Source organism: Sorangium sp. So ce726 (assembly GCF_051521405.1).
In the GTDB taxonomy this organism is placed as follows: Bacteria; Myxococcota_A; Polyangia; order Polyangiales; family Polyangiaceae; genus Sorangium.
Genome location: NZ_CP150349.1, coordinates 11,748,586 through 11,766,642, shown reverse-complemented (window position 1 = coordinate 11,766,642; position 18,057 = coordinate 11,748,586). Strand labels below are relative to the sequence as shown.

15 protein-coding genes are annotated in these 18,057 nt (G+C 72.6%); 9 read left to right on the top strand and 6 right to left on the bottom strand.

Annotation, left to right across the window (positions count from 1 at the left end):
- Positions 1–94: 94 nt before the first annotated feature.
- On the bottom strand, positions 95–1,099 hold the full coding sequence (locus tag WME79_RS43960; protein WP_437527883.1) for a hypothetical protein: 1,005 nt from the start codon (positions 1,097–1,099) through the stop codon (positions 95–97).
- 194 nt (positions 1,100–1,293) lie between these two features.
- Between WME79_RS43960 and gloB the strand changes: the two genes are divergently transcribed.
- The 3 genes from gloB (at position 1,294) to WME79_RS43945 (ending at position 4,841) form a co-directional block, all read left to right on the top strand.
- Entirely contained in the window at positions 1,294–2,049 is a 756-nt protein-coding gene (gene gloB, locus WME79_RS43955) for a hydroxyacylglutathione hydrolase (RefSeq protein WP_437527880.1), read from the top strand.
- A gap of 66 nt (positions 2,050–2,115) precedes the next feature.
- Positions 2,116–3,900 carry a 1-acyl-sn-glycerol-3-phosphate acyltransferase gene (locus WME79_RS43950; RefSeq protein WP_437527877.1) on the top strand — a complete coding sequence of 595 codons (1,785 nt, stop codon included), beginning with the start codon at positions 2,116–2,118 and terminating at the stop codon, positions 3,898–3,900.
- On the top strand, positions 3,897–4,841 hold the full coding sequence (locus WME79_RS43945) for an NAD(P)-binding domain-containing protein (RefSeq protein ID WP_437527875.1): 945 nt from the start codon (positions 3,897–3,899) through the stop codon (positions 4,839–4,841). The genes WME79_RS43950 and WME79_RS43945 overlap by 4 nt, the downstream gene beginning before the upstream one ends.
- 21 nt (positions 4,842–4,862) lie before the next feature.
- Here the strand turns inward: WME79_RS43945 and WME79_RS43940 are convergent, their stop codons facing one another.
- From WME79_RS43940 to WME79_RS43925, 4 genes are all read right to left on the bottom strand, one after another.
- Positions 4,863–5,900 (bottom strand): M28 family peptidase, encoded by a 1,038-nt coding sequence (locus tag WME79_RS43940; RefSeq protein WP_437527873.1) that lies wholly within the window; start codon positions 5,898–5,900, stop codon positions 4,863–4,865.
- 224 nt (positions 5,901–6,124) lie between these two features.
- Positions 6,125–6,877 carry a formylglycine-generating enzyme family protein gene (locus WME79_RS43935; protein ID WP_437527871.1) on the bottom strand — a complete coding sequence of 251 codons (753 nt, stop codon included), beginning with the start codon at positions 6,875–6,877 and terminating at the stop codon, positions 6,125–6,127.
- Positions 6,878–7,487: 610 nt separating this feature from the next.
- A complete protein-coding gene (locus WME79_RS43930) occupies positions 7,488–8,165 on the bottom strand; it encodes a hypothetical protein (protein WP_437527868.1) in 678 nt (225 codons plus the stop codon).
- 136 nt (positions 8,166–8,301) lie between these two features.
- Entirely contained in the window at positions 8,302–10,122 is a 1,821-nt protein-coding gene (locus WME79_RS43925; protein WP_437527866.1) for a right-handed parallel beta-helix repeat-containing protein, read from the bottom strand.
- A 256-nt stretch (positions 10,123–10,378) separates the two neighbouring features.
- On the opposite strand from WME79_RS43925, the gene WME79_RS43920 reads away from it, so the two are divergent.
- The 4 genes from WME79_RS43920 (at position 10,379) to WME79_RS43905 (ending at position 14,076) form a co-directional block, all read left to right on the top strand.
- On the top strand, positions 10,379–10,945 hold the full coding sequence (locus WME79_RS43920) for a hypothetical protein (protein ID WP_437527863.1): 567 nt from the start codon (positions 10,379–10,381) through the stop codon (positions 10,943–10,945).
- A gap of 196 nt (positions 10,946–11,141) precedes the next feature.
- Complete coding sequence (locus tag WME79_RS43915) at positions 11,142–12,248, top strand: M50 family metallopeptidase (protein ID WP_437527860.1); 1,107 nt, start codon at positions 11,142–11,144, stop codon at positions 12,246–12,248.
- 19 nt (positions 12,249–12,267) lie between these two features.
- Entirely contained in the window at positions 12,268–13,248 is a 981-nt protein-coding gene (locus WME79_RS43910) for a hypothetical protein (RefSeq protein WP_437527857.1), read from the top strand.
- Positions 13,249–13,317: 69 nt separating this feature from the next.
- Positions 13,318–14,076 carry a hypothetical protein gene (locus WME79_RS43905; protein WP_437527854.1) on the top strand — a complete coding sequence of 253 codons (759 nt, stop codon included), beginning with the start codon at positions 13,318–13,320 and terminating at the stop codon, positions 14,074–14,076.
- A gap of 82 nt (positions 14,077–14,158) precedes the next feature.
- On the opposite strand, the gene WME79_RS43900 is transcribed toward WME79_RS43905, so the two are convergent.
- Positions 14,159–15,802, bottom strand: a complete 1,644-nt coding sequence (locus tag WME79_RS43900; RefSeq protein WP_437527851.1) for a cyclic nucleotide-binding domain-containing protein — start codon at positions 15,800–15,802, stop codon at positions 14,159–14,161.
- Between the two features lie 193 nt (positions 15,803–15,995).
- Between WME79_RS43900 and WME79_RS43895 the strand changes: the two genes are divergently transcribed.
- Both WME79_RS43895 and WME79_RS43890 read left to right on the top strand, forming a co-directional pair.
- Complete coding sequence (locus WME79_RS43895) at positions 15,996–16,682, top strand: hypothetical protein (RefSeq protein WP_437527849.1); 687 nt, start codon at positions 15,996–15,998, stop codon at positions 16,680–16,682.
- 759 nt (positions 16,683–17,441) lie between these two features.
- The gene (locus WME79_RS43890) at positions 17,442–17,687 is read left to right on the top strand and encodes a hypothetical protein (RefSeq protein ID WP_437527847.1); all 246 of its coding nucleotides are present in this window, start codon (positions 17,442–17,444) and stop codon (positions 17,685–17,687) included.
- Positions 17,688–18,057 lie beyond the last annotated feature (370 nt).

Sequence of the window (18,057 nt, the reverse complement as noted above, 5' to 3'; positions counted from 1 at the left end):
GGCCTGTCGAGGGTAGCGCACCTAACCCTCCTACGCCCCGCGGCGCCGCTGGTTTCGCTCGGCGAGCGCGGCCCGCGCGGCGCCGGCCCCGACGCTACGGGCCGCCGCCCTCGAGCGAGGCGTCGCTCTCGCCGGCGCCCCGCTCGAAGCACTCGGCAGGGATCTCGCGCGCGCGGCGGACGAGGCGGGTCGCCCCGATGAACGCCGACGTGACCGGATCGTAGTAGCCGCTCGCCCCGTGCAGGCCCGGGACCGCGCGCTGGTAGTGGCGCGCGACCCGCTCCATGAGCGCCTCGCGGACGTACTTGCCCACCATCGACGCCATCGCGACGCACAGATCCGAGGCGTCGCTATCGCGGACAAACGCGATCTCGCCGAGGCCGGGGAAGCGGTAGGCGCTGCGGGCGCGGCCCTCCTCGAGCACGGCGTGCATCCTCCCTGCGAGCGGGCCGAACACGGAGCCGTACTTGCCGAAGCCACCGACCTTGCCGCACACCGCGAAGACCTCCGCGCCGGCGAGGCCGCGGAGCTCCAGGACGAGGCGCTCCATCGCGTGGAGATCGAGCACGAACCTGTTCTTCCCGGCGCGCGCCCCGTCGTTCATCCGCTTCGCGCAGAGCAGCACCGAGCGCACGGCGACGACCTCGACCCCCTTCTCCGAGAGCTTGTCGAGGTCCTTGCCGATCGCGCTGAGCAGCGCGTCGGGCGCGGTGAACGCCTCGCCCTCCGCCGACCAGCACTGCTCCTCGACGTGGCCCGGGCAGAGCGCGCGGAGCGCGGGGCGATCGTCGAGCGCGACGGCGTGGAGCAGCTCGTCCACCGACGACGCGCCGCTGGCCGTCCCCATGCGGCCGCAGCCGCGCGCGACCAGCGCGCGCGCCCAGGCCTCGCCGAGCGAGACATCCCCGTGCGCCACGAGCTGCTTCGAGTCGCCGAGCCGCTGGGCGAGGGCGCCGCGAGGGGCGCGGCCGGCGACCTGCCAGCCCGCCTCCGTGACGCGCGTGAGGACCGCCGTCACCACCATCGGGCCGAGCCGCGGGCCCAGCCCGTTCTCATCGACGCCGATGCGGTAGCGGACGGAGGGCTCGGCGGACGTCATGCCGGCCCCTCTGCCACACCATGGCGCCCGCGTCACCGCGCGGATCTCCGCCAGGCCGCCCGCCGTCCCGCTCGGGACCATTTGCCGGTTCGGCCGCAAAATTCTCAAACTTTCTCGAGCTCAAGCGCGATCCGCGGCAGCGCGCGCACCTTTTCCCCGGCTCCTGCCGGGGGCACCGCTATAGTCGACGCCTCATGCGCATCCTCCCCGTGCCCTGCCTCAGCGACAACTACGCGTACCTCGTGGCCGCGGACGGGCGGCGCGAGGCGATCGTCATCGATCCCTCGGAGGCCCAGCCGATCATCGCGGCGCTCGAGCGCGAGAAGCTCAGTCTGGTCGCCATCGTCAACACGCACCACCACCACGATCACGTCGGCGGCAACGAGGCGCTCCGCGAGCGTTACGGCGACCTCCCCGTCTATGCGCACTCGAGCGACGTCGGGCGCGTTCCCGCGCAGACGGAGCGGGTCGAGGAGGGCACGCCGGTCCAGGTCGCTGGCCTCACGCTCCAGCCGTTGCATGTCCCCGGCCACACGCTCGGCGCCGTCTCGTATTGTGTCGAGGACGTTGTGTTTACCGGAGACACGCTCTTCATCGCCGGATGTGGCCGCATGTTCGAGGGGACGCCGGAGGTGATGCACGCCTCGCTCTCCAAGCTCGCGGCGCTCCCGGCGCGCACGCGTGTCTTCTGCGGTCATGAGTACACCGTGAACAACCTCCGTTTCGCCGAGACGGTCGAGCCCGAGAACGAGGCTGTCCGCAAGAAGCTCGCGGCTGCCCGCGCGGCTCGGGAGCGCGGCGAGCCCACGGTCGGGAGCACGATGGCCGACGAGCTCGCGACGAACCCGTTCCTGCGCTGTGGCGAGCCGCGTTTGCAGGCGCGCTTCCCGGGGGCCACGCCGTCCGACGTGTTCGCCGCTGTGCGTCGCGCGAAGGACGATTACCGCTGACTTTCGACGTCGCGCGCGGCCGTATTCCGCTCGCGCCCGCCGTCCGATTTCTATACGACTAGGCCCATGGACTCCCGCGCTCCCATCTTCGGGTTCAACGACGCGCGCGACGAGATCGTGCGCACTGTGGTCGACCGGGTCGTCGGCTCCACGAGGGATCCGCTGCTCGCCATGAACGAGGCGGCGTATCAGGAGGCGAAGCGGCTCGAAGGGTCCCGGAAGCCGCACGACGTCCGCGAGCTCGCCGAATGGCAGCGGCTCGCCCGCTCGCTCGGCCGCATGCACGACGCCGAGCGCCGCCGCCGTCTGCGGGAGCTCTCGGAGGAGTACGCGTGGGACATCGCGGGGAACTTTGACCGGCGCGTCTACCAGCTGTCATCGCGGCTCCTGCCGCCGGTCGTGAGCGCGCTGCTCGCGCCGCGGAAGCTCATGACCGTGGTCCGCGACCCGCTCAAGCTCGTCAGCCTCGAGCTCCTGGCCGACCGGGTGCTCGTGGAGGGCCCGCTCGCGAAGCTCCGCTCGCTCGTGCAGCGCGGCACGGCCGTCTACGTCCCGACCCACCTGTCGAACATGGACTCGATCGTGTTCGGCTACGCCCTCGAGCGCGCCGGCCTGCCGCCGGCCACGTACGGCGCCGGCAAGAACCTCTTCACGAACCCGGTCCTCTCGTTCTTCATGCACAACCTCGGCGCCTACCGCGTCGACCGGCGCATCCGGCACAACCTCTACAAGGACGTGCTGAAGACGTACTCGGGCGTGCTCCTGGAGCGCGGCTACCACTCGCTGTTCTTCCCGGGAGGCACGCGTTCCCGCTCGGGCGGCGTGGAGCGGAGGCTCAAGCTGGGCCTGGTCGGCAGCGCGTTCGAGGCCTACACGCGGACGCTGCAGAGCGGCCGCGAGCGCCGCGTCTTCTTCGTCCCGGCCACGATCAACTACCTCATCACGCTCGAGGCCGAGACGCTGATCGCCGATTTCCTCTCCGAGGCCGGCAAGGGCCGCTTCATCATCGAGGACGACGAGTCGAGCCGCATCGGCCGGATCGCCTCGTTCCTGCGCAAGCTCCTCGCGATGAACGCCGCGGTGGTCATCCGCTTCTCCGAGCCGCTCGATCCGTTCGGCAACCGGGTCGACGAGCAGGGCCGCTCGTTCGACGCCCGCGGTCGTGAGGTCGATCCGGCGAGCTACGTGAAGGATCAGGGCGGCAAGGCGGTCATCGACGCGGCGCGCGACGCCCAGTACGCGCGCGAGCTCGGCGAGGAGATCTGCCGGGCGTACGCGCGCGACACGGTCGTGATGGCGACGCACGTCGTCGCGGCGGCGAGCTTCGCCCGGCTCCGCAGCCAGTCGCCCGCCGCGGATCTCTTCACGGTGCTCCGGCAGCGCGACGTGCTCACGGTGCCGCGCGACGACCTCGCGGCCGACGTGGTGGCCCTCTGCGATCGGCTGCGCGCGCTCGAGCAGCGGGGGTGCATCGTGCTGGGGGAGGACGTCCGGCTCGGCTCGGGCGGGGACATCGTCGAGCGCGCGATGCGCGCCTTCGCGGGCTACCACTCGTCGCCGGTGCTCGACTCGCGGCCCGACGGCATCGCGCTCTGCGACACCAACCTGCTCTTCTACTACCAGAACCGCCTCGCCGCCCACGGGGTGGCGTGGGACGTCATCGCGCCGCCCGGCGTCCCTTCCGGCCTGCAGGTCCAGCCGCCGCTCCCGCCGCTCGAGCCCGCCTCGCCGCCGCCGCCCTTGGAGGAGCCGCAGGGCTCGATCTCGTCGACCTCGTCGTCCTCATCATCCCGCGCGGGCGAGGCGGACGCGCACGTGGGCTCGATGAACGGCGCCGGGGGTGGCCAGTGAGCGCCCCGGGGAGCGCGCGTCCGACGCCCTCGGTGGGGGTCATCGGCGGTGGTTTCTGGGGCGTGGCGCTGGCGCTCGCCGCGAGCCGCACCGGGGCGGAGGTCCTCCTGTACTCCCGCCGCGAGCAGCCGCAGATCAAAGGCGGCCCGCGGATCGTGCGGGACCACGCGGAGGTCGCCCGGGCGCGGCTGCTCGTGATCGCGGTGCCGTCGAACGCGGCCCGGACGGCGCTGCGCGCGCTCGGCGATCACATGGACGGCTCGCACCTCGTGATCCACGGCGTGCGCGGCCTCGAGGGCGAGGCGCTGAAGACCGTCTCGGACCTGGTGCGTGAGGAGACCCCGGCGCGCCGGGTGGGCGCGCTGGGCGGCCCGGTGCAGGAAGACGAGCTCCGGGAGGGCCGCCCCTCGGCGATGGTGTGCGGCTCGCGCTTCCCGGAGGTCCACGCCGCGGTGACCGCGGCGTTCCAGTCGGAGGCGCTCCGCGTCTACACGACGCCGGATCTTCAGGGCCTGGAGTGGGCGTCGGCGCTTGTCGGCTGCCTCGCCATCGGCGTCGGCTTCGCCGAGCAGGCGGGCGCCGGGCCGGGGTTGCTCGCCGCGCTCATCTCGAGGGCGGTCGACAGCGCGGCCCGCGTCGCCGCCGCGGCGGGCGCGGAGGAGCGGACGATGCTGGGGCTCGGCGGCTACGGCGACCTGCTCGCCTCGATCCGGCTGGAGAGCCGCCCCGAGGTGGTGCTCGGCAAGGCGCTCGCGCGCGGGCGGACGCTCGACGAGGCGGTCGCGGAGGCCAGGCTGCGGGTGGAGGCGATCCCGCTGATCCCGCGCGTCGTGGCGTTCGCGAAGGCGCGGAAGGTGGATGCGGGGGTGTTCGAGGCGCTCGAGACAATCCTGAAGGGCGGCGCGCCGAGGGCGGTGCTCGATCGGATGTTCGCGGCGTGAGGCCAGGCGACGGCAGCGCGCTCACTCGTTCGCGAGCGCGAGGACGGCCTGGGCCACGCCGGTGACGACCTTTGCAGCGCGTGCGTAGTCGAGCGTATCCGGCGTGTCCTTGTCGGTGTGGTAACGCCGGTTGCGCAGAAACGCCGTGTCCGTGATCATGACCGCTGGATAGCCCGCATCCCAGTAGCTCCGGTGGTCGGACCAGTCCACGCCCTGAACGAGGGCCGGAGCGCTCAGGGAATAGGCAGGCAGATCGGTCGCTCCGCGCATCGCCCCCTTGATGGTGCGAACGAGCGAGAGCCCCTCCAGGTTGCCGACCACGGCCACGAAGTTCCCCTTCGTGGGATAGAGCATGGCGAGCGGCGCCAGCGGGAAGGCCTGACTGTCCTCCTCGTCGGTGAAATACCCGATCATCTCCAGGCTGATCATCGCCCGGACCTTCTCGCCTGCTGCTTGCATGGCATTCGCATGATGGGCGCTGCCCATGTGCGCAGACCGGAAATAGGGCGGCTCCTCCAGCGTGAACGCCACGAGCTCGACGTCGCCCCGGAGGGGCGCCCGGCCGAGCATCCGCCCCAGCTCGAGCAGCCCTGCCACGCCGCTCGCGTTGTCGTCGGCGCCGGGCAAGTCGTCCGCCGCGTCGTAGTGGGCGCCGACCACGACGCGCGTCGCCGAGTCCGGGCCGAACCGCGCGAGCACGTTGCGATACGTCCGTCCCTCGACATCGTAGAGCTGCTCGGTCACGCGTCCTCCGGCGGCGCTGAGCTCGTCGCGCAGGTACGCCGCGGCGCGGTCCAGCTGCGCGATCTGCCGGTGGCCCCGCGGGTGGAACTCCTCCACGAGCATCCGGACGTCACGTTCCACGCGAGCGGGGTCCGCGGAGAGCGCCGGAGCTGGCGGCGGGAGCGCCGCCACGAGGGGTTGGCTGACGCAGGCTCCGATGGCCGCGAGGCCGGACAGGAGCAGCGCCGCGGCGGCCGCGGCCCATCGACCGTAGCGGGGGCGAAGCCTTGTGATCGCGCGAGCGTCTTCCAGGGTCGTCGCTGCGCTCGTGGTCATCGAGAGGGCAGGACATCTGGCGGAGGTGCTCTGTTCCTGGCGCGGGCAGGAATCGACGGGCGACCCTCCGAGACGGCTGTCCGCGATGAGCACGCCGCAGCCGTCCCTGGGCGCGGCGTCGCTGGGATCGCGCCGCGGGCGAGCTCGCCGGGGCCTGCGGGCGCCCGAGCCTGCAGGCCCCGGGGACCTCGGCGCCGAGCCGCGCGTCGCGGCCGGCCGCGCTGTCAGCCGCCGCCGTCTCGCTGGCTCGCGTTGATCGCCTCCGGAGCGGCGGGCAGGTCGGCGCTGTCGCAGCAGCGGAATCCCGTGGAGTAGTCGTGATAGGTCGGCTCGTGGGCGATGGTGGTGAAGTAGCAGCCGGGGCCGAGCTCGCTGGTCGTGCTGAAGAAGCCGCCCATGAACACACCGTTTCCCTCGTGCCACGGCTGATCGCGGCGCTCGACGCCTTCGGTGCTCATCCGCATCACGAGCTCGTCATCGACCATGTCGCCGACCCACTCGTGCAGGTTCCCGATCATGTCGTGGACGCCGAGCTCGCTGGCGCAGCCGGCGTGCTCGCCGCTCCTCGCCAGGAAGCCTGGTTTCTGGTCGAGGTCGGGGCTGTTGAAGTGTCGCTCGTAGCTCCACCCGCCCGGCGGGTGCTCGCCGAAGACCTCCCGCAGGAGGTGGAGTTTGCCTGTGTTGCACCGCCCGCGCTCGCCGCGTGGGCCGTAGGGGTAACGGTGCGTGCCGTTGCCGCGGCAGGCGCGCTGCCATTCCCGCCGCGTGCAGAGGCGCTTGCCGGCGGCGACGCAGGCCGCCTTGGCCTCGACGCGGCTGATGTACGCCTGCGGAAAGACCCCGGCCGCGCTGCGAGCGACGTACCGGACGCCCGGCTCGGGGCGCTTGAAGTGCGGGTGGACGGCGAGCTCCCCGCCGGCGTCGATGACCAGGTGCGCCTCGTAGCGATCGATGCAGAAGCCGCTGACGAGGGCCATGTCAGCGGGGCAGGGGCCGGGGGCAGGCGGAAGCCCGGGCGGCTGTGGGGGGAGGGCGGGAGGACCGGCGCTGGCCGAGCCGAGCGGATGTGGCTTGGCGAGGGCGGCGCCCGCGCTGTCCGCAATGGGGACAGGAGCGGCGGCGGACAGGGGCGCGGCGCTGGCGATGTCCGGGAGGGCAGCGCCAGCGCCCGCGCTTCCGCCGGGCGCACGCGTGGCGTGCGCGGAAGCCGCGGCGGGAGCCCCTACCTGGGCCGTGTCCGTTGCGCGGACTGCGCCGGCCTCGCCGGTAGCGTCCGACTTGCTCGCTCGGCTGCCGCTGCCATCACCGCCGTTTGGCGCAGCGCACGCCGTGAGCCATATCACAGCACCGAGCCAGCCTGGCGCCGTGTGGCCCGACACACGGCGTCGGGAGGGTGTGGGGGTGTTCGATAGGGGAGCCCGGAGGGGATCGCGGGGCGGCGCGGTCGGCACGAGGGGGAGTGTACACGCGGCCGGCGTGCTGGCTGGAGGCTATCCGCCGTCTGCCCTTCGACCTGACGCGAGATCCAGGAGGTGAAGGAAAGCGCTCACACGGGGGGAGCCGTCGTCTAGCCTCGATGCGGACTGCTCAGTTGCACGGTGCCGCGACCGTGTCGCAGCTCTCATCGCAGCTCGTGCACGCGCAGCTATATACGGCGTCAAACTGACGCTCGGCGCCGGGGAACTGCGTGTCGCACGCGTCGAAGCAGGTGGGTTGCGGGTCGTTCTGGAAGCACCCCTGAGCGCACTGAAGCCAGCTCTGGCATGTCTCGCTGAGCGCGCAGAGGGTCAGACAGCTGTTCTCGATGGCGCAGGACCGGCACGCTGCAGCGTCAGCGTTTCCGCCCCCAGCGCCGGCGTCGCAGTCGCTGAAGCAGACCAGCAGGTCGGTGTTCGTGATGTTCAGATCTTCGCATGCTGTGTCGAGGATGCACTGTGAAGCGCACTCGTAGCCCGGCTCAGCGCAGTTAATGGAGAGGGATTCGCAGCTGAGATCGCTGCATTCCTCGACCTTCGCGCACGCCTCCTCGCACTCGGTCAGTCCCGCGCCTCCGCCCGAACCGCTCGATGCCGCCGTCGTCGACGCGGCTGTGGTCGAGCTCGTGGTCGGGCCGGTGGTCGTCGTCGTTGTGCTCGACGTCGTTGTGCTCGTCGTCCCCCCGCCGCTCCCGCCGCCCCCGCCGGGGTTCTCCGTCGTTTCCCCGGAGCACGCCGCGAACGCCGCGATACTGAACACAATAACCAAAGAAGAAGTCTTGCTGCGCATCGCCATTCTCCTTGGGCACGCCGCGGCCATTCTCCACGTCATTGCCCCAACGCGGCGCGATCGTTCGCCTGTTTCTCACCCCCGGCAACATTTTTCGCTCGCGAGCGCCCGCGCTCGCCTGCGCCGCCGCCTCCCCTCAGCCCGGCCCCGGCGACAGGGCCCCGAGCTCCGCGCCGCTGCGCTCCACGCCGAGCAGATCCCGCGCGGGCACCTCGCGCGCGTCGCCCTGCCCGATCAGCATCTTCGACGACCGCTTTGGCCTGAAATCCGGGCGGTTCGGGTTGAGCTTCCACCAGCCCCGGTCGAGGATCACCCACGGCTCCTCGCTCGCGCGCACCACCTCCGTCGCGAACCGCGCGCGCGTGATGCCCGTGATCGCCCTCGTCTCCGGGAGCGCGGCCGCGAGGCGCTTCAGCTCCTCCGGCATGCCGCCGTAGCTCACCTGGGTCACCACGTTGTGGCCGGCGTCGAACCGGTAGATGCTCGTGCTCAGCACCTCGATCGACGGCGAGGCGTCGCTCACGAGGATGTTGTTCCGCACGCGGCAACCCCAGCTCCCATTGCCGCACTGGAGCGCGGGTCGGCCCCTCGCGCTCAGCACCACGGTGTTGTTGCGGATCAGGTTGTTGCGGCAGCCCCAGAGCGGCAGCGCGTCAGGTCCGGTCACCTGCTCCGGAGCGCGCGGGCCGGGCTCCACATAGGCCCGATCGAACGGGTTCGCGTTGTCCCACTGCGCGATCCCGCTGGCGAGGTTGCCATAGATGAGGTTGTTCTGGATGACGGAGTCCGACACACCTGCGAGGTTGATCGCCCCGCCGCCGCTGCGCCCGTTGCCGTTGATGACGTTCTGCTCGATGATGAAGTTCACGCCGCGGCCGTCCGGAAACCCGTGCTCGCCGAACCGCTCCGTCGCGCGCTTCATCAGCTCCGCGGCCCAGGCGCGGGTCGGCTCCCGCCGCGGATGATCCCGGAACGACGGGTGCTCCAGCACCGCGTCGAGCGAGGCCTCGGGATCGAGGTTCGCCTGGAACCCGCTCGCGTTGTTGCCGAAGAACACGTTGCGACGAACCACGTAATTGTCCGATCCGTCGGAGAGGTAGGCGCCGTGCTCGCCCGCCGAGAAGGCGAACAGGTTGTCCTGCAGGAGGACCGTGTGGCTGTCGGTGGAGTGAACCCCCCACATCCGATGGTGATGGGCGAAGTTGCTGACGATGGCGATGTGGTGCGCGAGCCGGCTGGTCTCGCCGAAGGCGCCGTCGATCATGATCCCCGCCTTCGGCTCAGCCGCGCTCTGCCTGCCAGGCGCGCTGCTGCCAGCGAGACGGAAGCCCTCGATCACGACGTGGTGCGCTGCCTTCAGGTAAATCATCCAGTTCGGGTCGGCGGCGCACCCCCGGCTGATCACGACCTCGCCCGGGCTCCCCATCGCCTTGAAATGGATGTACCGCTCCTGGCCGGCGCTCGGCTTGTCGCCAATCGAGAAGCCCGCATACGTCCCGGGCAACACGGCGATCAGATCGCCGCCGCGCGCCGCGTCCGCCGCATCCTGGAGCGTCGCGAACGCGCGCGTGACAGGGAGGTCGCGCGGTTCGGCCGCAGCGCCCCGCGCGTTCAGATCGAGCGCGGCCACGCGGATCGTGGCGGGGGCTGCCGCGCCGACGACGAGGACGCGCTCGTACCGCGCCTGCACGTTCAGCGTCTGGCGCACCCACTCGTCGGAGTCCCGCGTGGTCACGAACGGCTCGACCGCCGCGGGCGCCTGCGGCTCTGGTGCCTCGGGGGTCTTCGCTGGCGCGGGCGGCTTCTTCGCCTGCGCCGGCGGGGGCGCCACCTCCTCGGTCGGCGGTCCCGCGACCTGGATCGTGCCGCTGCACGCGAGCGCGGCGACCGCGACGAGCCCGCCGCCGATGCGCGCGCAGCCACGGGCCAGCTGGATGACGCTTGTCGATCCTCTCATCTCGACGCTCCGGGGAAGGCCGCCCCTCCTAGGCGCGCCGCGCGTGCGGCGCTCGGCTCTGGCTACCCCGGCTTACCCCAAAGCGCGCGCTTCAGCCAGACGAGCGCGCGCCTCGGCCAGGGCCCGCGCGCGCCCCGCCCGCGCCGCGCGCGGCGCGCCGAGCGAGGTGCGACATCGCCTTCCAGCGGCGGCCGTCATGCAGCCGACACGTGCCCGTTTGCTTCCGTCGCTGCCCTTCCTTTGGTACGAAGAGCTCATGAAAGCGCTGCCCTCGCTCGTGAGCGTCGCTCTAGCCGGCGCCACCCTCCTCACGCTCGCGCCCGAAGCGCAGGCGAACATCAAGAATCCGAACGATCACCCCCGCTACTTCGCCGAGCTCGAGCCGCACGGAGACCTCGTCTTCTTGCATCGCGACTACGGCCTGCGGCGGTACGGGGCCAGGTACTACGACGGACTCGGCGACCCCGAGTTCGGCCTCGGCTTCAGGGCGAGCATCGAGCTCGCCGATCCCGCGTTCATCCCCAAGCTCAACAACACTGTCGCCATCTCGTTCGGGCTGGATTTCACCAACTGCAGGTACTGCCGCGACGACTTCACCATCTGGAGTCCGGTCACCATGCAGTGGAACTTCTTCTTCAACGATCAGTGGAGCGCGTTCGCCGATCTCGGCGCTGTCCTCCGGACCGACGGATTTTACCGCGACGTGTGGTTCGACTTCGCCACCATGGTCGGCGGCCGCTACCACTTCAATGACAACATGTCGCTGACGATGCGGATCGGGTATCCCTTCTTCAGCGTCGGCGTCTCGTTCTTCGTCGGCTGAGCCGCTCCCCGCTGGCTCTGGCCCTCTGGCGGGCTGAGCCGCTCCAGGCGCTGCCCTGCTGTCGCGCTCTCCTGGTGCATCCAGGGCCGGCGGGAGCGCACGGCCTCCGCCGCGGGCGGCATCTCGCCGGGGCGGGCGTACGGCGCGGACATCGGGCGCGTGCGGACAGGGCCCGCCCTGGTTAGACTAGCCGGAGATGGTCGGCTGGTATTTCGTAGGCATCCTCGGTCTCGCCCTGCTGATGGTGGTCCACGAGGGAGGGCACTTCCTGGCCGCGCGCGCTTACGGCATGCGCGTCTTGAAGTTCTCGATCGGCTTCGGCCCCACCTTCTTCAAGGTTGTCCCGAAGGACGGGTACTACTGGTTCACGACCGCCGCGGACAAGGTCCGCGTGCGGCTCTTTCGCCACGACCCGGTGAAGCACGGCCCCACCGTGTTCCAGGTCGCCATGATCCCCTTCCTGGCGTACGTGCAGATCGCGGGAATGAACCCCCTCGAGGAGGTCGATCCCGAGGACAAGGGCAGCTACGCGAACGCCAGCCTGATGGGCCGGATCGCCGCGATCTTCGCCGGTCCGCTCGCCAACTACCTGTTCGCGTCGGTGCTCTTCTTCGCGAGCCTGATGACGGGCGGAAAGCCCTACCGCTTGACCGACATCGGCGTGGTCGCCGGGATGCCGGCCGCGGCGGCCAACCTCAAGGACGGCGACCGCATCGTCGAGATCGATGGAACCCCGGTCCAGGACTGGGAAAAGATGGCCGAGATCATCTCCCGAAGCCCAGGCCGGCCGCTCGACATCGTCGTGGAGCGCGCCGGCGAGCGCGTCCAGGCCAAGGTCACGCCGGCGAACGAGAACGGCGCGGGCAAGATCGGCGTGATGGCCATCGGGCCGGTCCAGTCGGCGCCGGTGACCGCGAAGGAGGCGGTGGTCCTCGCCGTGACGAAGCCGCCGAAGGTCGTGCAGAGCCTGGTCGTCGGTCTGGGCCAGTACATCACGGGCAAGGTCGACGGCGAGCTCGGCGGTCCGAAGCGGATGATCGAGGAGACCGCGCACGCGGCCAAGCGCGGGTGGGCCGAGGGGCTCGAGTTCCTCGGTCTGCTCTCGGCCTACCTCGGCGCGTTCAACCTGATCCCGTTCCCGGCCCTGGACGGCGGCCGGCTGATGTTCCTGTTCTACGAGGCGGCCACGCGGCGCCGGCCGAACGCCCGCATCGAGGCGCATATCCATCTGGTCGGCGTGTTCATGCTGATCGGGCTGATGCTCTACGTCACGGCGAACGACTTCGGCCTCGGGTCGAAGTAGCGTCGAGCCAGCGCTCCACGTGACATCGAGGCCGCCCGCGCGGGTCCCGGCGTCGCTCAGGCGCCTCGCCCGCGCGGCGGCGTGGCTCTGCCTGCTCTCGGCAGCGGGCGCGGCGGAGGCCGCGTCGCCCGGTCCAGGCGCGTGGTCCGACGAGGAAGACGAGGCCGTCTTCGACGTCCCCGCGCCTCCGACGCTCCCCGGGCTCACGCTGCGCGATCCGACCTTCACCTTCGAGTACACGGCGGCCGTGATCGAGCCTGACGCGGCGAGCCGGGCGGGCGGCAAGCTCGCCTTCGCCTGGTACTCGCACGGCGAGATGGAGGTGCCGCTCGTCCCGCGCAAGTGGTTCGTCGGCGCGGTGCATGACAGCGCCGCGGCAAGCGTGCCGGGGGTCGAGCGGTCGATCCTGCTCGGGAGCCCCGAGCTGTACGGGCGCGGCGTCTGGTCGAGCGTGCGCGGGCTCGCCTCCGGCGGAGGCTTCGGCCTCGTGCTCCCGGTCCCGCGCGACGTCTCGCGCGACCAGGCCGAGGTGCTCCGGACGGCGCGCGTGGTGCGGCCGTGGGACGAGACGCGCTTCCGGGAGCTCACGCTCACGTTCCGCCCCTGGTTCGACATGCGGCACATCACCGGGCCGTTCATCTTCCAGCTCAGGCAGGGCCTCGACTGGTCGCTGGTCGTGCGCGGCCTGCGGTCCGGGGAGCGCCGCACCGACATCACGGCGCACACGGCGTTCTACTTCGGCTACCGGCTCGCGAGGCCGGTCGGGGTGGGGCTGGAGCTGTGGGAGGTCTACCAGCTGACCCAGGACCTCCCGGACGACCGGCGCGCGACGTTCGCGGTCTCGCCGAGCGTCCGCTTCATCCTGTCGAACGTGCAGCCGGCGCTGAGCGTGCTCTTGCCGGTCACGACCCCGCTGCGCGGCGACGTCGCCTCGTACTACGCCGCGCGGTTCAGCGTCGGGTTCACCTTCCCGACAGGCGCTCCACGGGCGCCCCCGTGAGCGCGGCGGGCGCGCTCGCCGGGCGCGCTTCTGGCCGAAGGCGCGGAAGGCGCGGGATCGGCTTCGAGTATGCGTGCATCCAGCGCGGGCGCTCGGTACCCTGGCCGCGTGGTCAACGCAGGATGGCTCCGGCGCGGTCTGGTTCTCGCGGCGCTACTCGGCCCAGCCGGCTGCTCGACCCAGCTCGTGAGCCTGAACGAGGGGCCCCGCGAGTACGTCGCGACGGACTACGAGAACGTGCTGCGCAGCTGGACGCGCACGGAGCACCTGTTCGCGCTCTCCGAGCTCGACAACTTCCTCACCGCCACCGCGACCTTCGAGTCGTGGGACTTCCGCTGGGCGTACGTGGTCCGCTACGCGCAGGACTACCGGCTCACGATCGAGCAGCGGCAGAAGCTGCTCGAGAAGACGCTCGAGGAGACGCGCCAGCGCCATCAGTTCTTCGTCGCGATCTTCGGGGGCGAGCGCAAGTACAACGACCTCTCGACGCCGAACAGCGCGTGGATCGTGCGGCTCATCGACGACACCGGGAACGAGACGGCGCCCGAGGAGATCGTGGCGATCGCCAAGCCGAACGCGCTCGAGCGGACCTACTTCCCGTACAACACGGTGTGGCGCCAGGCGTTCCGCATCCGTTTCCCGCGCGCGACCGCGGAGGGGAAGCCGACGATCTCGCCGAGCGCGAGGTGGTTCGGGCTCCGCTTCGCCGGGGCGCAGGGCAACAGCGAGCTCGTCTGGCAGGTCAACGAGGAAGCGGAGCCCATCGATCCCGCCGAGCTGGAGCAGGGGGCCGCGCCGCCGCTGCGGCCGAAGCGCGGCCAGCTCTAGCTCCGCGCGCCGGGATCCCGCCAGGGCTCGCTGACGCGCGGAGCCAGCCGAGCCCCGCGCGGCTTCAGCTCCGCGCGCCGCCTCAGCCGCGCTGAGCGTTCATCGAGACCGACTGCGCCAGGATGGAGAGCAGCTCGGGCGTGCTCTCGAACAGCTCGCGCAGCGTGGGGTGGTCGGCGATGAGCACGAGCGCGCCGCCCCCGGCGGCGCGAGCGATCGACGGCGCCGGCTGGCCTCCGAGCAGCTCCGAGGCGAACAGGAGCTCACCGGGCCTCGCGGTGCCTGCGATCGCCTGCGATCGCTCGGCGACGAGCTCCAGCGCGCCGGCGCCGATGATCACGAGCCCGGGGATGGGGTTGCCGGCGTGGATGAGGTGCTCGCCGGGCGCCAGGCCGCGCAGCCGGAGCCGGCCGAGGACGCGGCGCAGCAGCGTATCTTCGAGCTCGCCCAGCGGCCCCATCGTGGCGCCTGCGAGCGACTGGATCCGGTCTGCGACGGTGCGCAGCTCGTCGAGCACCCACGGGCAGCTGCGGAGCGCGTGATCGATGGTCGCCTGATCCCAGATCGCCACCCGCGCGCCGTCCGCGCCGGCGACGACGCGCAGCGGGATGCCTTCCTCGAGCGTCCCTCGGGACGGCACGAGCGTCCGCGTCGCGGCGCGCTCGGCGGGGATATCGACGATGTTCGCGCACACGGCGGCGTCCCCGCGCAGGACCAGCGCCGCCCCGCCGACGGCGAGCTCCTCGTCGGACGAGAGGTCTTCCACGCGCGCTGCGAGCGCGAGCTCGTCGTGCATCTCCTCGGGCAGGTCCGCGAACGCCTCGATCTGCTCCAGGTCGTGGCCGGTGAGGGCCGCGGCTTTGGCGGCGGCTGGCGCGGCGCTGGCCGCGCCGGGCCGCGGCAGATCTCGCGCGATCTCCGGGGCGAGGTCGAGGGCCGCGATCGCCTCCGTCTCCGGTGGCGTGTTGGGCAGCGCGTCGAGCGCCATCGCGGCGAGGTCGGCGCTCTCGCCTGCAGCCGGCCGTCGCCGCTCGACCGCGGGCACATCGACGCGCGGCGCGGCGGCGAGATCGGGGAGGGCGTCGATCGAGGCCGGCGCGCGGGCGTCGGCGCCGGACGTAGGCCGCGGCGCAGCGGCGGGCGCCTGGGCCGGGGGCTCCTCGTCGAGCGCGAGGTCCGCGTCGTCGAGCACCTCTTCCACGGGTTCCGGCGCGGGCTCGCCCGAGGCTTCATCGAGCGCGCGCGGGCGCGGCGCCTGGACCTCGGCGCCGTGGGACGCGGGCTCGCTGCGGGACGGGGTGGCCTTCGTCTGCAGGTCGTCATCCTGCTCCGCTGCCTGTGGCGCAGGCGGAAGGCTGGCGAGCCGGGATGACATCGGCGCTTCGAGGTCGCTGTCGGAGAGCTCGATGACGACCGTCCCCTCGATCGTCGACTCCGAGGGCGACGCGTCTGCGCTCGCAGGGCGCTCGATCTTCGCGCTGTCGCTCGCGGAATCTGCGGTGCCCTTCGCGGGAATCCTGTCGGCCGAGGCCCCGAGGTGTCCTGGGGGCTCGTTTCCTGTGGGCGTCGCCGGGCGGATGCGCGCCGCCGCAGGCGTCGGGGGCGCGGGAGGACGCGCGGAGATCGGCTTCCGCTTGAGCGTCAGATCGAGCGGCGCTGCCGAGGTGATGACCTCGTCTTCCTCTTCGTCGCCCGGCTGTGGCGTCGAGGGATGCCTGCGGGCCACGAGGTACGTGTCGCCGCTCGACGTGATGATCTCCTGGGGAGGCCGCGGCGGCGCGGCTGGCTCCGCGTCCTCGGACCAGGGGTCGAGGATCGGTTCGCGCGGCCTGCGTTTGGAGCTGTTCGCCCCCTGTGCGGGCGCGGCCGTGCGGGCCGGGGTGGGCGTCGGGGCTTGAGCCTCGACCAGGATCTCGCCGATGTCGTCGTTGGGCGCGTGCTCGTCGGCGGGGGCTGGAGGGCTCGGGGCCTGGTGCGACGCCGATGTCGGGAGCGAAGCCGCTGCGGCCAGAGGTGCGGCGGATACCGGTGACGATGCCGCGGCGGGCTGCGCGGGCGGCGGGACGGACGCCGGCGACGGCGCGGCGGGCGGCGGGCCGGCGGGTAATGGCGTGGCGGACGCCGAGACGGACAGCGGCGGCGCGGCGAGCGGCGGCGCGGCAGGTGCTGGCGGCGGCGCGGCGGCCCCCGAGGGCGCATCCGGAGGCGCAGCAGGCGGCGCGACCGGCATCGACGAGGCCAGCGGCGGCGCCGCGGGCGGCGGAGGCGCGAGGGGCGCCGGATGCGGCGTGGTGGTGGCCGAGAGTGACGGTGGACGCGTGGCTGGTGCCGGAGGTGCGGCCGGCGGCGGAAGCGCGCTGGGCGGCGGAAGCGCGCCGGGCGGCGGAAGCGCGCTGGGCGGCGGTGTCGCGGAGGCCAGCGTGGGCGGCGGCGGCGTCGGGGGAGGCAGAGCCTGCGGGTGTGACGGCGTGCTGGTCGGCGGCTGCAACGGCGCGAAAGACGGCGGCGACACCGGCGGGGGGAGCACCTGCGGGTGTGCAAGCACGCCAGCTGACGGCGCAGCGGGTGTCGGCACGGCAGACGGAGGCTGCGGGCGCGGAGGTTGAAAAGGCGGCGGATGCGGTACTGGCGCAGGCTGCGGGCGCGGGGGCGCAAAAGGCGGCGGGTGCGACGCGGGTGGAGACCCGAACGTGGGCGGAGGCGGCGCTGGTGGAGGCCCGAACGACGGCGGATGCGGCGCTGGCGGAGGTCCGAACGACGGCGGGTGCGACGCGGGTGGAGGCCCGAACGACGGCGGGGGCGGCGCTGGCGGAAGCCCGAACGACGGCGGAGGCGGCGCTGGCGGAGGTCTGAACGACGGCGGGCGCGACGCGGGCGCGGCGCCTCCTGGCGCCGGGGGTTGCGGCTCCGCGATGAGGCTCGGCAGCGGTGGAGCAGGTAGAGGTACCGCCGGAAGCGCCGACGAAGGTCGCGGTGCCGCGGGCGGCGGCTCGCTCATGGAGCGTGTCCCGGCGGGGCGCGGGGGCTGCAGGGGGCTCATCGCGGGGTCGGACCGGCCGCGCTCCGGCGATGGAGGCAGGGCAGACTGCAGCTCCTGCGGCGTGGGCACGGAGGCGGGGCGAGGGGGGATCGATGACGGCCGCCGTGATGCTCCCCGCGGTACGGCCGGCGGTGGTATCGGGGCGGGCGGTCGCGCGCTCGGTGTCTTCGCCTGCGCTGTCACCTGAAGCGGGTCCGTGGTGAGCTGCTGCCGGAACGACGGAACCCCCGGCGCGGGAGGCAGCGGCGGAATGGCGTTCGCCATGGGGGCAGGCAGCGGAGCCGCTGGCGGCGGCTGACTCCGGTACATCGCGCCGGCCTGGACGTTGGGCGCAGCCGTCGGCGGTGCGGAGGGCGCGGCCGACGGCGTCGGCGGTTGCGCGTGCGGTGGGTCGAGCCGCTGCGGGGTTGCGGCGGGGGGCGGCTGCGAGCGCGACACGCCAGGCGGAGCCGCCGGCGCGAAGGGCGGCGGCTGCGAGCGCGACACCGGCGGAGGCGTCGGCGCGAAGGGCGGCGGCTGCGAGCGCGACACCGGCGGAGGCGTCGGCGCGACGGGCGGCGGGGGCGGCTGAACGGGCGGAGGCGCCGGCGCGAAGGGTGGCGGCGGCTGAACGGGCGGCGCAGCCTGCGGGAAGGCACCGCCGGGAGGCTGCTGCGTCGGCCGTTGCGCCATCGGCGTGGGGGGCGATGTGCTGCCTTGCGCATGGCCGGGCGGCGCGGGGGAGAACGGCGCGATCGGTCGTGCTCCGGCGCCCTGCCCGCCCTCTGCACCCGGGCGGAGCGGCGGCGACGGCCGGGACGAGCCCGTCAGTCGCTCTGCCTCGGCCGCCAGCTCCGGCTGCGACAGCGGTTCGAACATGTCGATCTCGATCGAGGGCATCGAGGCGCGCAGCTCCTGGGTGAGCGACATGCGGCGGCGCCAGGTCTGCTCGTCCGACGGCG

Excerpts from the sequence above, each read along its gene's own strand:
- gloB (WP_437527880.1), top strand. The coding sequence starts at position 1,294 with ATGCGCATCCTCCCCGTGCCCTGCCTCAGCGACAACTACGCGTACCTC.
- WME79_RS43935 (WP_437527871.1), bottom strand. The coding sequence starts at position 6,877 with ATGGCCCTCGTCAGCGGCTTCTGCATCGATCGCTACGAGGCGCACCTG.
- WME79_RS43915 (WP_437527860.1), top strand. The coding sequence starts at position 11,142 with ATGGTCGGCTGGTATTTCGTAGGCATCCTCGGTCTCGCCCTGCTGATG.
- WME79_RS43960 (WP_437527883.1), bottom strand. The coding sequence starts at position 1,099 with ATGACGTCCGCCGAGCCCTCCGTCCGCTACCGCATCGGCGTCGATGAG.
- WME79_RS43920 (WP_437527863.1), top strand. The coding sequence starts at position 10,379 with ATGAAAGCGCTGCCCTCGCTCGTGAGCGTCGCTCTAGCCGGCGCCACC.
- WME79_RS43930 (WP_437527868.1), bottom strand. The coding sequence starts at position 8,165 with ATGCGCAGCAAGACTTCTTCTTTGGTTATTGTGTTCAGTATCGCGGCG.
- WME79_RS43895 (WP_437527849.1), top strand. The coding sequence starts at position 15,996 with ATGTCGTCGTTGGGCGCGTGCTCGTCGGCGGGGGCTGGAGGGCTCGGG.
- WME79_RS43925 (WP_437527866.1), bottom strand. The coding sequence starts at position 10,122 with ATGAGAGGATCGACAAGCGTCATCCAGCTGGCCCGTGGCTGCGCGCGC.
- WME79_RS43940 (WP_437527873.1), bottom strand. The coding sequence starts at position 5,900 with ATGACCACGAGCGCAGCGACGACCCTGGAAGACGCTCGCGCGATCACA.
- WME79_RS43950 (WP_437527877.1), top strand. The coding sequence starts at position 2,116 with ATGGACTCCCGCGCTCCCATCTTCGGGTTCAACGACGCGCGCGACGAG.
- WME79_RS43905 (WP_437527854.1), top strand. The coding sequence starts at position 13,318 with ATGCGTGCATCCAGCGCGGGCGCTCGGTACCCTGGCCGCGTGGTCAAC.